This is a genomic window from Methylosarcina fibrata AML-C10 (genome assembly GCF_000372865.1).
In the GTDB taxonomy this organism is placed as follows: Bacteria; Pseudomonadota; Gammaproteobacteria; order Methylococcales; family Methylomonadaceae; genus Methylosarcina; species Methylosarcina fibrata.
The window spans coordinates 3,327,894-3,343,332 of the sequence record NZ_KB889965.1 but is presented as its reverse complement, the minus strand read 5'-3'; the positions used below and the strand labels follow the sequence as shown (position 1 = coordinate 3,343,332).

The window sequence follows — 15,439 nt, the reverse complement described above, 5'->3', positions numbered from 1 at the left end:
AGCCGACGATGTGGGACGGCTAGACGCTTACGGCGTATTCGCTCCTCTCTGTTAGGATGATGACCTCGAAGACCATCAAGAATACGCCGCTTTCCTCATCTCTTCATCCACAACTTTCAAACATAACTCGATGGTCGGCCTGGACGGGAAAGAACTGGAATAGGCCGGCGGCATCTTTCTTGACCACCACCACTGGCAGGTCGCCAAGCCAAACGGTTTCCTGGCACAAGGTATTGTTTTTGTCGTATTCGCCGATCAGGGCTACTGCGTTGAATTAAGAAATTTATTTAACATTTCCGCATCCAGTCCATCTTCATCATCGTAGTTAACATGAGAAAGGCATTCTTTCAAGGCACTGGTATTTGGTGTCATCTCAATCAGTTTCTCCAGATACTCAGGATATTTCACAAGAAGTTCTTCAACAGGACCCGCACCTAAGAAGGCTAGCACTCGCTCACTCGGGTTTTGCTCGATGATCTCAAGTATTACTTTAACGGCATTATCAGGTTCATAATCACATTGTTCAAGCAAAGTGATTATCGCATCTTCCTCCTTTTCACTCAGTGACTTGCCAAGTATTTGTGTTTGTTTTGCCTTTATCCAATTAATAGCTAAATTCATCAAAAAACCTCAATATCCTGGTGATGTGTTTCTCGGTGTACCAGGCACAGGGCATTGAGTATGTAACCACTCATATGCCCTAAGTGGTACTGCACAACCATTTGACTCTGCCCGAGCTACAAGTTTGGCTAATCGACGTTTAGTATCTTCAAAAGCTTGGACATGGGTATCCCATAGTTTTTTCTTATCTCGGCATTGATCCATATATCGTCTGTTTAACTGTTTCATAACATCCTGAATTTCTGCAATTAATTTACTGCATTTATCGTCATTATCTGGAGGACAATCTTGCTGTGGAATTACATCTGAACCTTCACCAGCAGGTTTTGGATACAAAATTCCTGCGATACCACCAAGAGTAGCAGAGATTGTACTGGTAGTAATTCCTGTAGCCGTTGCTAAGCCTTGAAGCGCTGTTTGAAGTCCCGCTTCATCCAAGAAAAGTCCAGAAGAATCAGAATGATTAATCGGATTCCCGCCGACATAGCCGTAAGTATTCAACCCACCCATTAGCCCAATCGGATCACTGTCGATATACCGCCCGGTGACCGGATCGTAATCCCTGAAATAATTGTAATGCAAGCCGGTCTCCTTGTCGTAAAACTGCCCAGGGAAACGCAGGTTGTATTCGAACAGGCTACCGTCGCCGTCCGGGTCGCCATTAGGCTGGACGGTGCCGAAGGCATCGGTGGCATCCCAGCGCCAGACCGAGGTGTTGGCGCTGTTCAGGATTACCCGAGGTGCATTGAGGTGGTCGGCCTGGACGGGATAGAACTGGAATAGGCCGGCGGCGTCTTTCTTGACCGCCGCCACCGGCAGGTCGCCAAGCCAGACCGTTTCCTGCCGCAAGGCGTTGTTTTTGTCGTATTCGCCGATCAGATGGCCTTGAGGGTCGTAGATATAGCGATGGGGTTGCTGGGTGATGTAAGCGCCGGCCTTGATCACCCGCTCGCCCAGCCCGGTGTATCGGTAAATATTGCTCAAAGCGCCCGTCATCATTCTCGCCAATCGCCCGGCGGCGTTCCAGTCGAAAGTCGTGGTGCCGTTGCCGGTGAGATGGCCGGCCGCGTCGTAGCTGTAGGTTTTCATCATCGAGCCGCTGAGGCCGAGCAGGCGATTGCTGCCGGGATCGATCGTGTATAGAGCACTGTTCCCGTTCTGATTGAAGTCAGTACGGTTGCCGTTGGCGTCGTAGGCGAAGCTGCGGCTGGTCGTGCCGTCGCTGTCCAGGATCAGCCGGTCCACGAGGTCGTAGTCGAAGCTGCGGTCGTTGGCGGCGGTGGTATGGCTGTAGCCGGTGATGCGGCCGGCCGGATCGTAGCTGACGAAACGGGTGTCCAGCCCCAACGGGTAGTCCGACAGACGGCCGTCGGCATCGAAGGTCCGGCTGTACGTCTGGCCACTGACCCAGGTCCAGCTTTGCGGCGGACCGAACGGTTCGTAAACCAGATTGGTGAGCAGGGTCTGCCCGTTCAGATTGATGGCATTGACTCTCCCCTCGCTGTCATAGCCATACGTGATAACCAATCCCGACATAGGGGGCTCCCTCTGACTCGATGAATCCGGGATAATCAATGTCCCGATTGCCCCGGATTCCGCAAAGCTCCATCCGAGCTACTTGCTGTTTCTTAGGCGAAACTTATGCTCCATAAAATCACATTGAGTATTCTTTTTCGAGAATTTTGAATGTCTCGGGGCTAACTTTATAGCTTGCACCACCGCCTTTTACAGGGGCATCTTCAAAATTTTTTGGATGAAAATCAATTAAAATGCTCCCATCAGATTCTACGTCAATGAGAATTAAATAATTCCTTAAATCGGAGAGAAACAAACCAAGCTTAGAATGAGTATTATGAATCTTTTGTTGAAGGACTTGCTGAAAATCCATGGCAGCAACAGAAACCGCCTTAAAGTAATCTCCTGATAAAACCACCTGATCTTGGGGGCAATAAAGCCCTTCACATTTATTTGATGTATTTAGAGAATATCCTATATGAGGAATCACTCCGAGGACGAGACATAGCATTAATTTAATGCCAATAGTTTTTTTGCCATTCTCGGCAATATTGCCATCTTGGTACATATTATTTAACCCTACCTGTATAGCCCATATCATATCTGAATCTTGACGGTACTTCCCAATATGGTGGTGGCACATAAATGTCGATGCTGCCATCAGGTTTTATCAAATATCCGGTCGTTTGATTAAGAAAGTTGGACCATTTATCGTCTTTTGAAAAAATATTATATTTGTAACCATTTTTAGCCCAGTGAGTATGATAATCAGCAACAGGTTCACCGGGACAGATAAATTTGGAACCTGGAGAAACATGAGTCTCTTCATTATCAGTTCTCGGCTTTGTGTATGAAAATTTCCCATTTGTCATCTCATAAATCCATCCTCCCCACTCAATACGCTGCGGTCCCATATCTAGGATGTCTTTAGCAACCTCTTGCACAGCTTCATTAGCAGAGTCATATGGATCTCCGGGGGCTAAGCCAAAAGGATCGCTCCATCTAATCGGATTCCCATTAACATATCCATAAGTATTCAATCCACCCGCCAGCCCAATCGGATCACTGGCGATGTACTGCCCGGTGACCGGATCGTAATCCCTAAAATAATTGTAATGCAAGCCGGTTTCCTTGTCGTAAAACTGCCCAGGGAAACGCAAGTTGTATTCGAACAAAATACCGTCGCCGTCCGGGTCGCCATTAGGCAGGACGGTGCCGAAGGCATCGGCAGCATCCCAGCGCCAGACCGAGGTGTTGGCGCTGTTCAGGATTACCCGAGGTGCATTGAGGTGGTCGGCCTGGACGGGATAGAACTGGAATAGGCCGGCGGCGTCTTTCTTGACCGCCGCCACCGGCAGGTCGCCAAGCCAGACCGTTTCCTGCCGCAAGGCGTTGTTTTTGTCGTATTCGCCGATCAGATGGCCTTGAGGGTCGTAGATATAGCGATGGGGTTGCTGGGTGATGTAAGCGCCGGCCTTGATCACCCGCTCGCCCAGCCCGGTGTATCGGTAAATATTGCTCAAAGCGCCCGTCATCATTCTCGCCAATCGCCCGGCGGCGTTCCAGTCGAAAGTCGTGGTGCCGTTGCCGGTGAGATGGCCGGCCGCGTCGTAGCTGTAGGTTTTCATCATCGAGCCGCTGAGGCCGAGCAGGCGATTGCTGCCGGGATCGATCGTGTATAGAGCACTGTTCCCGTTCTGATTGAAGTCAGTACGGTTGCCGTTGGCGTCGTAGGCGAAGCTGCGGCTGGTCGTGCCGTCGCTGTCCAGGATCAGCCGGTCCACGAGGTCGTAGTCGAAGCTGCGGTCGTTGGCGGCGGTGGTATGGCTGTAGCCGGTGATGCGGCCGGCCGGATCGTAGCTGACGAAACGGGTGTCCAGCCCCAACGGGTAGTCCGACAGACGGCCGTCGGCATCGAAGGTCCGGCTGTACGTCTGGCCACTGACCCAGGTCCAGCTTTGCGGCGGACCGAACGGTTCGTAAACCAGATTCGTGAGCAGGGTCTGCCCGTTCAGGCTGATGGCATTAACTCGCCCCTCGCTGTCGTAACCGTAAACGATAACCAGACCCGACGGATAAGTCTGGCTGGCCAGACGGCCGTCGGCATCGTAGCTGTAACTCAGGCTGTGAGTGAGGCTGGCGCCGTTGAACACCGTGGTTTGGCTTTTGCCGGTCAAGCGGCCGTGGCTGTCGTAGCTGTTACACGGTGTTGCCGCTTTCATCGGCCAGCGTGGTCAGGCGGCCGAGGCCGTGGCTTCCCTGGTCGTAGGTCCAGTTCGTGTTCGGCGTGGCCGGCACGCCGGCTACGGGAGTGTGAACCCGCCGGATAGGCCGATTCAGGGCATCGTAGGTATAGGTGTGGAGGACGCCCCGGGCATCGGTTCGGGTCAGCACGTTGCCGGCGTCGTCGTAAGTGTAATCGATCGCCCCCCGGTCCGGAGACACTTCCCGAATCAGGTTATTCAGACCGTCGTAGGTGTATTGAGTGGTGTTATTTCTAGGATCGGTCACGGCGGTGACCCGGTCTTGGGCATCGAGCGTGTTTTGAGCGCTGCCGTTGGCCGGATCGACCGATTGAATCAGACGGTTCAGGCTGTCGTAGGCGTAGCTGTTCGTATGATTCAGAGGATCGATCCGATCGGTCAGGTTGCCTTCGCTGTCGTACCGGTACTGGACCGTCTGGTTATTGGCGCCGATGTCCCGGGCGAGCCGGCTCAGGGCATCGTATTCGCTGCGGCGGGTTCGGGCCAATTGTCCGGACGGATCCTTCACGTCTTCCTGAATCCGATGGCCCATCGCGTCCAGCGTGTAAACGATGCGGTTACCGAGGCCGTCGCTGATTTCGGTCAGGCGGTGCGCGGCATCGTAGCTATAGCTCAAGGTGCTGTTGTCCGGACGGATCCATTGGGTTAACTGGCCGACCGGATCGTATTGAAACTGGGTGATTTCCCCGCCGACGTTATAGCTGAGCAGCCGCTGGCGTGCATCGTAGGTCAACGCGATCGTCAGGCCGTTGGGGTCGATCACGGTTTCCGGCTGGCCGTGGGCAGTGTAGGCGGTGATTTGGGTCACTTGGCCGAGCGCATGGGTGATCTTCTGGATTTGGCCACGGCAGCCGACATGGCCGCCGGTACAGGTAGCGTCGGGCGCATAATAATCGGTCGTGGTCAGGTCGGCGACATCGGTCCGGGGGCCGTCCTCGACGGTTTGCAACAGTGCGCCGGGGACGGCGGCGGAATAGGTGTAACCGGTGTTCCAGGTGCGCATTCGGCCGGTGGCGGTGTCCTTGAGCGTTTTTTGAGTGACGTTACCCAGGCTGTCGTAGGTCCAGGCGGTTTCCCGTCCCGGCTCGGTGATCTTCGTCGGCAGGCGGAAGGTCGGATGCCATTCGGTGGTGATCGTGCGGGTTTCCGGCGTTGCAGCGCCGCTGGTGGTCAAGCCTTCGGTGCGGCCGGTTTCGAGGTTGCGGCCAAGATCGTAGGTGTAGGTCGTCTGATGGCCGTTGAAATCGGTCCGGCGGGCGACGTTGCCGTTGGCGTCGTAAGTGAGGGCGCTGGCGGAGGCATTGCAGCCAGAGCCGGCGGGCTGGTCGCTGCCGGTGCTTTTGACCATCCCAAGACCGTGGTGAAATAAGTGGTCCGGATTGATCCTAAAGGATCGGTAATCGCCGTGTTACTTCCATCGGAAGCATAATTTAGACTGTGCTTCTCCACCCCTTCCGCGTGTTCAGAAGAAACCGCTTTACCGGAGGCGTCATAGGTCCAGGTGGCATACCGTACGCCATTTTCGTCGATGAGACCGGTTAGGGCTTTAGGCTGACTGACACTCGCGGTATGAGCCAGCTCTCCATAAATATAAGTTCTATGTGGATTGTTGGTGAGGTCTGCCGGGGTATCGTCTGGGTAGGTGACGGTACTGAGGTTGCCGGAAACATCATAACCGTAGTTGGTCACCTTTCCTTCCGGGTCGGTCATCGTAGTCATTTGGCCGGAGCTATTGTAAGTAAAGTTAAGACTCTTGCCGAAATTATCGGTCACTTTAATCAGAATACCGGGGATAAGCGCTACCGAGGTAGGCGTGGCGACTGGGCACGTAGTGCTTACCGGGCTGCAACTATAGATTAGAGTGTGTTTAAGTCCTGATTTGAAAGTGATCGCCAAAAGACGACCCTCGGTATCGTAATCTTCCGTCGAGTTTTCCTTAGTGGTATAGCGCCAACCCGTCGGTATGTTTGATGCATCTACCGTCTGGATCAGCGTTTCGGAAATATCCGCTGTGGTTACCCATTGTCCGTTTACGTTATTGAAAAAGTAGACCTGTCCTTCAGGCCGGCGCAGTGCCACGGTTTTATTGTTGAATACTAAAGCGGAACGAGAAAATGTATGACCCCATTTTTCTCCCAGTCCCGTAGGAAGCGTAATACCGTTGTATACAACAGCGCTGTTGTAGTATCGGGTAAATGAAATATTTCCCTGGCCGGGAGAAGAGGTGTAATCAATTTCCGCTTGGTATTTGTTTCCTGTACCCCCATTGATCGGGTTGGTTCCATTCGGGCAACTGGGGCCGGCGTTTTTAAAAGGATCGGCGGAGACTAACTGGCAAATATTCCCGCTGATCAGCGTATACCCTGCTGGACATCCCGTCGTTCGGTCTCTTCTTATAGTTACTGCATCATTCCAAGTAAATCCAGAACATACTTGGGTGACGCTAACATGTCGTCTATTGCTAACTTCAATTCCACTAATAATACTATTAATCCGGCCGCTAAAAACCGCACACCTATGCAGCATAAGCTATCGGCTTAGCGCGGAAGTATGCACGAACGCGGTGCGGTCGGCTTTGAATCGATTTGAGATTTGACATGACTTTTTTCCTGAGATGATCGCCACCGCGAGTTGGCTCACTTGCATTCATTCGCGCCTTCAGCTCACCGTTCATATACTCGTCTGGGTTCAGTTCCGGCGAATAGCTCGGGAGAAAAAACATTTCGATCTTTTCGCTGTTTCTCTCAAGCCATTTTGTTACTGCTTTGCTGTGATGAACCCTGAGATTGTCTACAACCAGAAAGACCTTGCGTCCTGCATCCTTGATCAACCGTTGCATAAAGCGAATCATAATCTCGGCAGTCATATTCTCGCGGTACAGCATGAACCGCATCGTGCCTTGGTTGGTCACCGCCGAGATCAGATTGATTCGCTCCCTTTTACTCTGGGACAGGACCAGAACGGGTGTTTTTCCCTTGGGTGCGTATCCTCTCGGATAATGCTCAACGGATGACACGGCGGTTTCATCGCCCCAATATATTTCTGCACCCTCTGCTTTGGCACGTGCAGCAATTGCCGGGTAGTCCGTCTCCAGCCATTTTTTGACTGCTTCGGGCTTTTGTTCAAGCGCCCGCTTGAGGGGGCGCTGCGGCGTGAAACCCCAGCGGTTTAAATAGCGCCGGACTGACCGGATCGGCAGGTCAATCAGAAAGCACTGCTTGATGTGCGAACGAACTGCCTTGGCATTCCAGAGTGCAAAACTCAATTTCATCTGCTCCGGCGTTTTATCAATAATGTCTTTCTGGATTTTCACTTCCTGAGCCTCGGTCAATCTGCGAAATTCGCCTACAGTTCGGCCCCGCTTTGCTTCTTTTGTACTGTTTCCAAGGCGGCTCCGGCTAATCCACTCCACAATGGTGGATCTGCGGACGCCGAGTTCTTCGGAAATAGAAGTCTGGGTGCGACCTCGTTTATACATCCGTATCGCCGTTTTACGAAGCTGCTCGCGAGCGGATGCATCAAGTTTTCGGGTATCTATTTTCTCAATTTCCATGAAGAAATGATACCACGACTGTTCGGTTTATTGTGGCCTGGTTAATAGCACTGAAGGGACTAGGATAAAGATTCGTACTACCGCAAGGACCATATGTCGGATTCTCAACGGTGCCCCACGCTTTGGGATCAGTCATATAAGGCTGACAAGGAGGATAGTAGAAGTCGTTCATTCCTGCGGTAATAGCTTCGCTTTCACTAGTATATGGCCCACGCCACCTTTCACATCGGTTGTATTGATAAGTCCAGTCTGTGTTTACGACGAGAGAAATCTGAAATGGAGTGGCCTGTAATGACATGCTGGCTGAGCATAAAAGCAATATCATCAGATTCCGGACTATAGGACGTGACAGCCAATTGGCGTTTTGTACTGAATGATGTCTATGCCAACCGGGCGACAGGAATTGGTTTATGGAGAGCCCATAAGATTTTCGCATTATGAAAACCGGCAGGGTTAAGTTTAAAGACCGGAAAGAGAGTATACCCAATCTAATCAAATGCATGACCTGGCCTGAAAGCATTTTGCCAGCCGGTTTTACCGGTAGATTTCCTCATTATTGTTCCTCTTTGTCTTCCGTTGAAAATTGTGTAGTGCGAAGTCCCTAAATCGGAAAAAGATTTCTCATAGTTTCCCTGAATATCCAATTATTTCCATTAGTGAGATAGCGCAATACAGGGCATCTATACCAGCGGGCACGTAAATATTTACCGAGGTGTATCGGAGCTTTGAAACACTAACATCTTAGATTTACTGAAAAAGGATAGCCGCTCTTCGGCAATTGTCCAGAGAATGAAATCAGTGGATTGAATTAGAAATGAATTTTTTGAGCATTAGATATATCCTTGCCCACTACCTACACCCATAAAAAGGAAATTAAGCCCAGCGTTGACGCCTTTCTTTGTGCTATACTTTTTTCAAGGTAAGATCAATCACTTCGGGCCGGCTTGAAGCAGCCTTTCAAACGACTTCTAATAAACACCCTCTTTATCTACAATATATCCTGAAGCGACACCAATTTAGATTGCTTATTATCAAGGCGCAGACTAGTAGTCAGTCAATTTAAATCAAAAGGATATATTGGGCTTGTAAGTCACTCTATAGTGGCATTGATGGTTACTGATTGAGGTCAAGCAATGCCAGCTCTTAAATACAAAGTCAATCTGACTGAAGACGAAAAGCGTGGCTTGGAAGCCATGATCAACAAAGGAAAAGCCGCGGCACGCCATCTGACACGCGCGCGAATTTTATTAAAAGCGGCAGCGGGTATTCAGGATAAAGACATTATCCAAGCTTTGGGTGTCTCGGAATCAATGGTGTTGACGACGCGCCAACGGTGTGTGGAAGAAGGCCCGGAAGCCGCCCTGAAAGAACGCCCCCGTCCAGGACGTGCCCCAAAACTGACGGAGAAGCAGGCCGCCCATATTATCGCCTTGGCTTGTATGAGTGAGGCGCCGACAGGGCATGATCACTGGACCTTGCGGTTGTTGGCGGACAAAGTGGTGGAATTAGCGTATGCCGACCGTTGCAGCTATGAAACCATCCGTCAGCTTTTAAAAAAAACACTCTCAAACCCTGGCAGAAGCAAGAGTGGTGCATTCCCGAGGTGAGTGCTGAATTTGTCGCGGCGATGGAAGACGTGCTGGACCTTTATGAAGAACCCTACGATCCGTTGCGCCCGGTTGTGTGTTTCGACGAAAGTCCGAAGCAACTCATTGCGGAAGTCCGCCAACCTCTCCCGCCTGAGCCCGGTCAACCGGCCCGCTATGACACCGGCTATGAACGGAAAGGCGTCTGCGATTTGATGATGATCTGCGAACCTAAACGCGGTTTTCGGCAGGTGGACATCACCGCGCGGCGGACCAAAATCGAATTCGCGCACAGCATGAAGCATATCGCTGAACTTTATCCGGACGCGGCGGTGATCCGGGTGGTGCTGGACAATCTGAATACCCATAAAATGGCGTCTTTGTATGAAGCCTTTCCAGCAGAGCAAGCCCGTGAATTGGCGCGACGGCTGGAGTTCCACTACACGCCCAAGCATGGCAGTTGGCTAAACATCGCTGAGATCGAACTGGCCGTCTTGTCGAACATGTGTTTATCACAGCGGATACCGGACACAGAGAGCCTCCGGCGTGAGGTCGAAGCCAATATCCTACCGCGCAACACCAAGGCGACGCCCGTCAATTGGCGATTTACGACGCAACAGGCACGACGTAAACTGGCTCGCCTGTATCCTTGTGTTTCTTCGTGACTGACTACTAGCTTCCTTTTTCTAGGCGGAACCGCAAGACTTTGAACCGTCAAATCCCGCCCCCGCATTAACATTCTTCGGATATGGTCTACACTTAATCAAGAATTTTCCCGGTTAATATTTCAATAACTTCATTGACTCGTTATTTGTATTAGAAGGCTTGCCATGAGAAATGTGGAATTTAGAGAGCAAATGCACGAATATTCGCAATGGCGTGCGAAGCTGGTACAAGGTATTGAGATGTATCATGAATGGCGCAACCGCTACGGCATGAATGACGCCCATAGCACCAACGCCATCCTCAACATCATTAACAGTCTTCAATCCGACCGCATTACTCTGGCCTTCGTTGCAGAATTCTCCCGCGGCAAAACCGAGTTGATCAACGCCTTATTCTTCTCCGAAACCGGCACCCGTCTTTTGCCTTCCTCGCCGGGCCGCACCACGATGTCGCCCACCGAGCTGTTCTGGGACGAAAAGGGAGGCAGCTATATCCGGCTGCTGGATATTGAAACCCGTCTTGAAGACATCTCGCTTTCCGCTCTGAAGCAGCACCCCGAGCGCTGGCTTCAAATTGACCTGGACTGTCAATCCCCTTCACAAATGCAGGAAGCTTTCAAGGAATTGGTGGCCACCAAATCCGTCGACCGGGAGCTTGCCGAAAAACTCGGCTTATGGAATGAGCACGATGCGGCGGAACAAGGTCTCTTGAATCAGGACAAAGTCGAAGTCCCCCGCTGGCGGCATGCCTTGATCAGTTTTCCGCATCCGCTGTTAAAAGAAGGGCTGGCCATCCTGGACACGCCGGGATTGAACGCATTGGGAACCGAACCGGAACTGACGTTGAACATGCTGCCCAGCGCGCAAGCCATCATTTTCTTGCTGGCGGCCGATGCCGGCGTGACCAAAAGCGATCTGGAAATGTGGCGCCAGCATGTCTGTGTCGCCCGCGGAGGCGCGCGGCAAAGCCTGGCGGTGGTCATGAACAAAATCGATGCCATGTGGGATGACCTCGCCGGAGAAACCGGTTATGAGGAGTCGGTCAGATCCCAGATCAGATCGTCCGCGGCAACGTTGAAACTCGATGAAAACGCCATTTTTCCGGTTTCGGCCAAACAAGCTCTGCTGGCCAAGGTCAAGGGCGATAATCGGCTGATGGAAAAAAGCAAAATCTCCGTTTTGGAAGATTATCTTGCCAACGATATTCTGAAGCAGCGTCGCAACATTTTGCTGGCGGCCGTCGCCCGCGATATTGGCTTTATGGTCAATGAATCGTTGAGCCTGAGCGAGGCCTCGCTCACCAACGCTCTGGCGCAACTGGAAGAATTCAAGAAAATCGATTTCGAAAATAAGGATATGACCGGCAAGCTGATGGCCGAAACCAGGGACAAGCAAAATCTTTACATGGCCAATGTCGAAAACTTCCAGAATAGCCGCCAGGTTTTTCTGGTTCAGGCCAAACATTTAATCGATTCTTTCGACAAATCACGCATCGACCCCATCATTCATCGCACTCGCGAAGACATGTCCAGGAGTCTCACGACTTACAGCATGAAGCAGCACATTCGCAAATTATTCGACGACTTGCGAGACCTGCTTCAGGAGTCGGTCGATATCACCAACGAAACGAGACGCCTGGTGAAGGCCATTCATAAAAAGTTTTCCGAAGAGCACGGTTTTGCGGAAATCGAGCCCGATCTCTTTTCGATCAAGCAATATCAGTTCGAACTGGAGCAGGTGTTTGCCGAAGGCGAAGCTTTCCGGGCAAGTGCCAAAACCACCATGACCGAACAAAGTATCGTGATCAACAAGCTCTACAGCACGATCATCGCCAAAGCCAGAAACATCATGAGACAGGCGCATGCCGACGCCACGGCCTGGAGTCAGGGCGTGCTGACGCCTTTGATGCATCAGATCAAGGAGCACCGGAGGCAGATCGACAGCCGTCTGCAAACCTTGAGAAAAATCAACGAATCCAAGGGCAACATCAGTGAGAACATCGCGGCTCTGGAAGCTGAAATCGTTCCGTTACGCCGGCAACGGGACGAGATAGCGACCATCTCGAAAATTCTTTATCCCAAACAGGAAGTACGCCAAAGCCGCTCCGTTGAAGACGCGAGCCGCCGGCAGGAAACCCGCGTCTGACCTATCCGGAAGCTCGCCCCGTGATCAGCCCGGCCGGCTCTTCGTGGGGAGAATAAGAGGACATTTCCGAAAACCCGAGACAAGGAACATCCGGTTTCCTGATTACTTCTTGAAGAAAATCAGATCCCGGATGGCATGTCCCAGCCCTTCGCCCCGACGCTCGAACTTGGTCAAGGGCCGATACGCAGGCCGGTCACAATAATCCTCGGTTTTGCTGGCATTGATAAGGTCTTTTTCAGCCGAAAGCTCGGCCAACATGCTTTCGGCGTAATTTTGCCAGTCGGTCGCGGCGTGAAAATAACCGCCGGGCTTCAATTTCCGGACAATCAGCTTGACGAAGCTGGGCCTGACGATCCTTCTTTTGTGATGCCTTTTTTTAGGCCAGGGATCGGGAAAGAACAAATGGATTCCGCTCAGGCTTTGATCCGCAATCCGCTGTTCCAGAATGTCTATGGCGTCGTGGCAAAAGATTCTGACATTGGTTAAGCCCGATTCCGCCAGCTTCATCATCAAATGCCCGACGCCCGGACGATGCACCTCAATCCCGATATAATCCCGATCAGGATTTTCCGAAGCCATCCGCGCCAGACTTTCGCCATTGCCGAAACCGATTTCAACCAGTAACGGGGCATGACGCCCGAAAATTGCGGCAAAATCATGGTTCACGGCGGGATCGAGGCCGTATTTTTCCCAATGATGATCCAAAGCGTGTTGCTGTCCCTGGGTCATCCGTCCTTGCCGGCGAATAAAGCTGCGAATTCGTTTAGGAACGGTTTCTTCCGTTTGCAACATGAAACTTATGCGAACCGGTTTTTCTAAAAAAACAGTCCTTCAAGCGGCGACGAAGCGGAAGCGAAACGCTTTCTGGGCATGCGTCCGGCCAGAAACGCTTCCCGGCCCGCCTCGATGCCTTTTTTCATCGCGGAAGCCATCAACACCGGATTTTTCGCTTCGGCAATGGCCGTGTTCATCAGCACGCCGTCACAGCCCAGCTCCATGGCAATCGCAGCGTCCGAGGCGGTGCCGACGCCGGCATCGACCAGGATCGGGACGTTGGCGTTTTCGACGATGGTCAGAATATTGTAGGGATTGCGAATGCCCAGCCCCGAACCGATGGGTGCGGCCAAAGGCATCACCGCGACGCAGCCGATTTCCTCCAGGCGTTTCGCCGCGACCGGATCGTCGTTGGTATAGACCATCACGTCGAAGCCGTCTTTAACCAGGCGCTCGGCGGCAATATAGGTCTGGGCGACGTCCGGAAACAGGGTTTTCTGGTCCGCCAATACTTCCAGCTTGACCAAGGTATGCCCTCCCAGCAGTTCCCTGGCCAGTTGGCAGGTCCTGACCGCTTCGTCGGCCGTGTAACAGCCGGCCGTGTTGGGCAGAATAGTGTACCGATCCGGAGGCAGGACATCGAGCAGGTTCGGCTCGTCGGCCTTTTGCCCGATATTGGTCCGCCGTATCGCCACGGTCACGATCTCGGCGCCGCTGGCTTCGGTAGCCAGGCGGGTTTGCTCGAGATCCTTGTATTTTCCGGTACCGACCAGAAGCCGGGAACGGTAAGCCTTGCCAGCAATGATCAAGGGGTCGTCCTGACCGCCGCCGATGGCCTGGACGATTTCCAGCCGATCGTCGTCCTTAAGGCGGTATTGATCGTATTGGTTGAAAGGGACGATTTCCTTGTTGATTTCCACGGCGATGCGCTTGCCGGTCAGTCCCAGGGCAGCAATGATTTGCGCAATGTTGCTGTTTTCGTCGCAATTATGGGGTACGCCATTGACATAGATGTTCATGCGTTGAGGCTCCGGTTGCGGTCGACCGAGCGGCGCTCCTGCACCGCCGAGGCCAGTTTGTGCAGCAGCGGGACGGTGTCGTCCCAGCCCAGGCAGGCATCGGTGATGCTCTGCCCGTAGGTCAGAGGCTGCCCCGGCACCACTTCCTGGCGGCCGGCCTTCAGGTGGCTTTCCAGCATGACGCCGATGATCCTGCGGTCGCCGCCTGCGATCTGGCCGGCGACGTCGTCGCCGACGATCAACTGGCGCTGGCATTGCTTCAGGCTGTTGGCGTGGCTGAAATCGATCATGATGTTGGGCCTGAGGTTCGCCTTGACCAGCCCTTCGGCGACCTGCTCGACGCTGACCGCATCGTAGTTCGGCCGACCGTTGCCGCCCCTGAGGATGATGTGCACGTCTTCATTGCCGGTGGTCGAGAAAATCGCCGAATGGCCGGCCTTGGTCAGGGACAGGAAATGGTGCGGACTCATCGCCGCGCCGATCGCGTCGATGGCGATCTTGATGGTGCCGTCGGTGGAGTTCTTGAAGCCGATCGGGCAGGAGACGCCCGAGGCCAGCTCCCGATGGCCCTGGCTTTCGGTGGTGCGAGCGCCGATCGCGCCCCAGGCGATCAGGTCGGAGACGTACTGGGGCGTGATCAGGTCCAGGTATTCGGTGGCCGCCGGCATGCCCAGGTTGTTGAGATCCAGCAGCAATTGCCGGGCCACGCGCAGGCCTTTGTTGATGTTGAAGCTGGAGTCCAGGTCGGGGTCGTTGATCAGCCCTTTCCAGCCGACCGTGGTGCGCGGCTTTTCGAAATACACCCGCATCACGATCACCAGATCGTCGGCCAACTCGTCCCTGACCGCTTTCAAACGGCTGCCGTAGTCTTTCGCGGCGATCGGATCGTGAATCGAGCAGGGGCCGATCACCACCAGCAGCCGGTCGTCTTCGCCGGTGAGAATGCGGTGGATCGCCTGACGCGCTTTCACGGTGGTTTCGGCCGCGGCCTCGGTCATCGGCATTTCGGTATGGACTTGAATCGGCGCGATCACTTCTTTGGTCGCACAGATCCTCAAATCGTCGGTTTTGTATTTCATTTGCATCAATGGCACCACACAGGACGCTAATTAGCTTAAAATTCGATATTTTACCCGGTTTTAGCCGCGAGGGGGTACTTTTTGGACAATAAAAATAGCAAACCTCTACGTTTGTTTCGGGTTATCCGCGCTATTTTTTAACTCTCGGGAAAAACGGGGCAGCCCGAATCAATGCGGGCCGGTATCGGGAGATTCCCGATGTTTTCAAACCGGAATAT

The 15,439-nt window shown here is 52.8% G+C and carries 11 protein-coding genes; 2 read left to right on the top strand and 9 right to left on the bottom strand.

Features of this window, described 5'->3' with window-relative positions:
- Positions 1-261: 261 nt before the first annotated feature.
- The 6 genes from A3OW_RS0115645 to A3OW_RS0115620 form a co-directional block, all read right to left on the bottom strand.
- A complete protein-coding gene (locus tag A3OW_RS0115645) occupies positions 262-621 on the bottom strand; it encodes a DUF6869 domain-containing protein (protein WP_020564392.1) in 360 nt (119 codons plus the stop codon).
- Positions 622-630: 9 nt separating this feature from the next.
- Entirely contained in the window at positions 631-2,157 is a 1,527-nt protein-coding gene (locus A3OW_RS28880) for an RHS repeat-associated core domain-containing protein (protein WP_020564391.1), read from the bottom strand.
- Positions 2,158-2,275: 118 nt separating this feature from the next.
- Entirely contained in the window at positions 2,276-2,704 is a 429-nt protein-coding gene (locus tag A3OW_RS0115635) for a hypothetical protein (RefSeq protein WP_020564390.1), read from the bottom strand.
- 1 nt (position 2,705) lies between these two features.
- Positions 2,706-4,313 (bottom strand): RHS repeat-associated core domain-containing protein, encoded by a 1,608-nt coding sequence (locus tag A3OW_RS26035; RefSeq protein WP_198291325.1) that lies wholly within the window; start codon positions 4,311-4,313, stop codon positions 2,706-2,708.
- Between the two features lie 1,257 nt (positions 4,314-5,570).
- Positions 5,571-6,926, bottom strand: a complete 1,356-nt coding sequence (locus tag A3OW_RS28645) for an RHS repeat domain-containing protein (protein ID WP_083918223.1) — start codon at positions 6,924-6,926, stop codon at positions 5,571-5,573.
- On the bottom strand, positions 6,916-7,953 hold the full coding sequence (locus A3OW_RS0115620) for an IS630 family transposase (RefSeq protein WP_020563361.1): 1,038 nt from the start codon (positions 7,951-7,953) through the stop codon (positions 6,916-6,918). The genes A3OW_RS28645 and A3OW_RS0115620 overlap by 11 nt, the downstream gene beginning before the upstream one ends.
- A 1,133-nt stretch (positions 7,954-9,086) precedes the next feature.
- On the opposite strand from A3OW_RS0115620, the gene A3OW_RS27225 reads away from it, so the two are divergent.
- Positions 9,087-10,204, top strand: a protein-coding gene (locus tag A3OW_RS27225; RefSeq protein WP_085984335.1) for an IS630 family transposase whose coding sequence is annotated in 2 segments (ribosomal slippage) — positions 9,087-9,501 and positions 9,501-10,204 — 1,119 coding nt in all. Because the reading frame shifts where the segments join, the coding sequence is not laid out codon by codon here.
- Between the two features lie 165 nt (positions 10,205-10,369).
- On the top strand, positions 10,370-12,349 hold the full coding sequence (locus A3OW_RS25165) for a dynamin family protein (RefSeq protein WP_051091823.1): 1,980 nt from the start codon (positions 10,370-10,372) through the stop codon (positions 12,347-12,349).
- A 102-nt stretch (positions 12,350-12,451) separates the two neighbouring features.
- Here A3OW_RS25165 and trmB read toward each other — a convergent pair whose 3' ends face one another.
- Genes trmB through aroG form a run of 3 tightly spaced genes read right to left on the bottom strand, consistent with a single transcriptional unit; the run spans position 12,452 to position 15,227 of the window.
- Positions 12,452-13,141 (bottom strand): tRNA (guanosine(46)-N7)-methyltransferase TrmB, encoded by a 690-nt coding sequence (trmB, locus tag A3OW_RS0115600; protein ID WP_020564383.1) that lies wholly within the window; start codon positions 13,139-13,141, stop codon positions 12,452-12,454.
- Between the two features lie 23 nt (positions 13,142-13,164).
- Positions 13,165-14,142: a sulfur carrier protein ThiS gene (gene thiS / locus A3OW_RS0115595; RefSeq protein ID WP_020564382.1), complete on the bottom strand. Its 978-nt coding sequence runs from the start codon at positions 14,140-14,142 to the stop codon at positions 13,165-13,167.
- Entirely contained in the window at positions 14,139-15,227 is a 1,089-nt protein-coding gene (aroG, locus tag A3OW_RS0115590; protein ID WP_020561623.1) for a 3-deoxy-7-phosphoheptulonate synthase AroG, read from the bottom strand. The genes thiS and aroG overlap by 4 nt, the downstream gene beginning before the upstream one ends.
- Between the last annotated feature and the right edge of the window lie 212 nt (positions 15,228-15,439).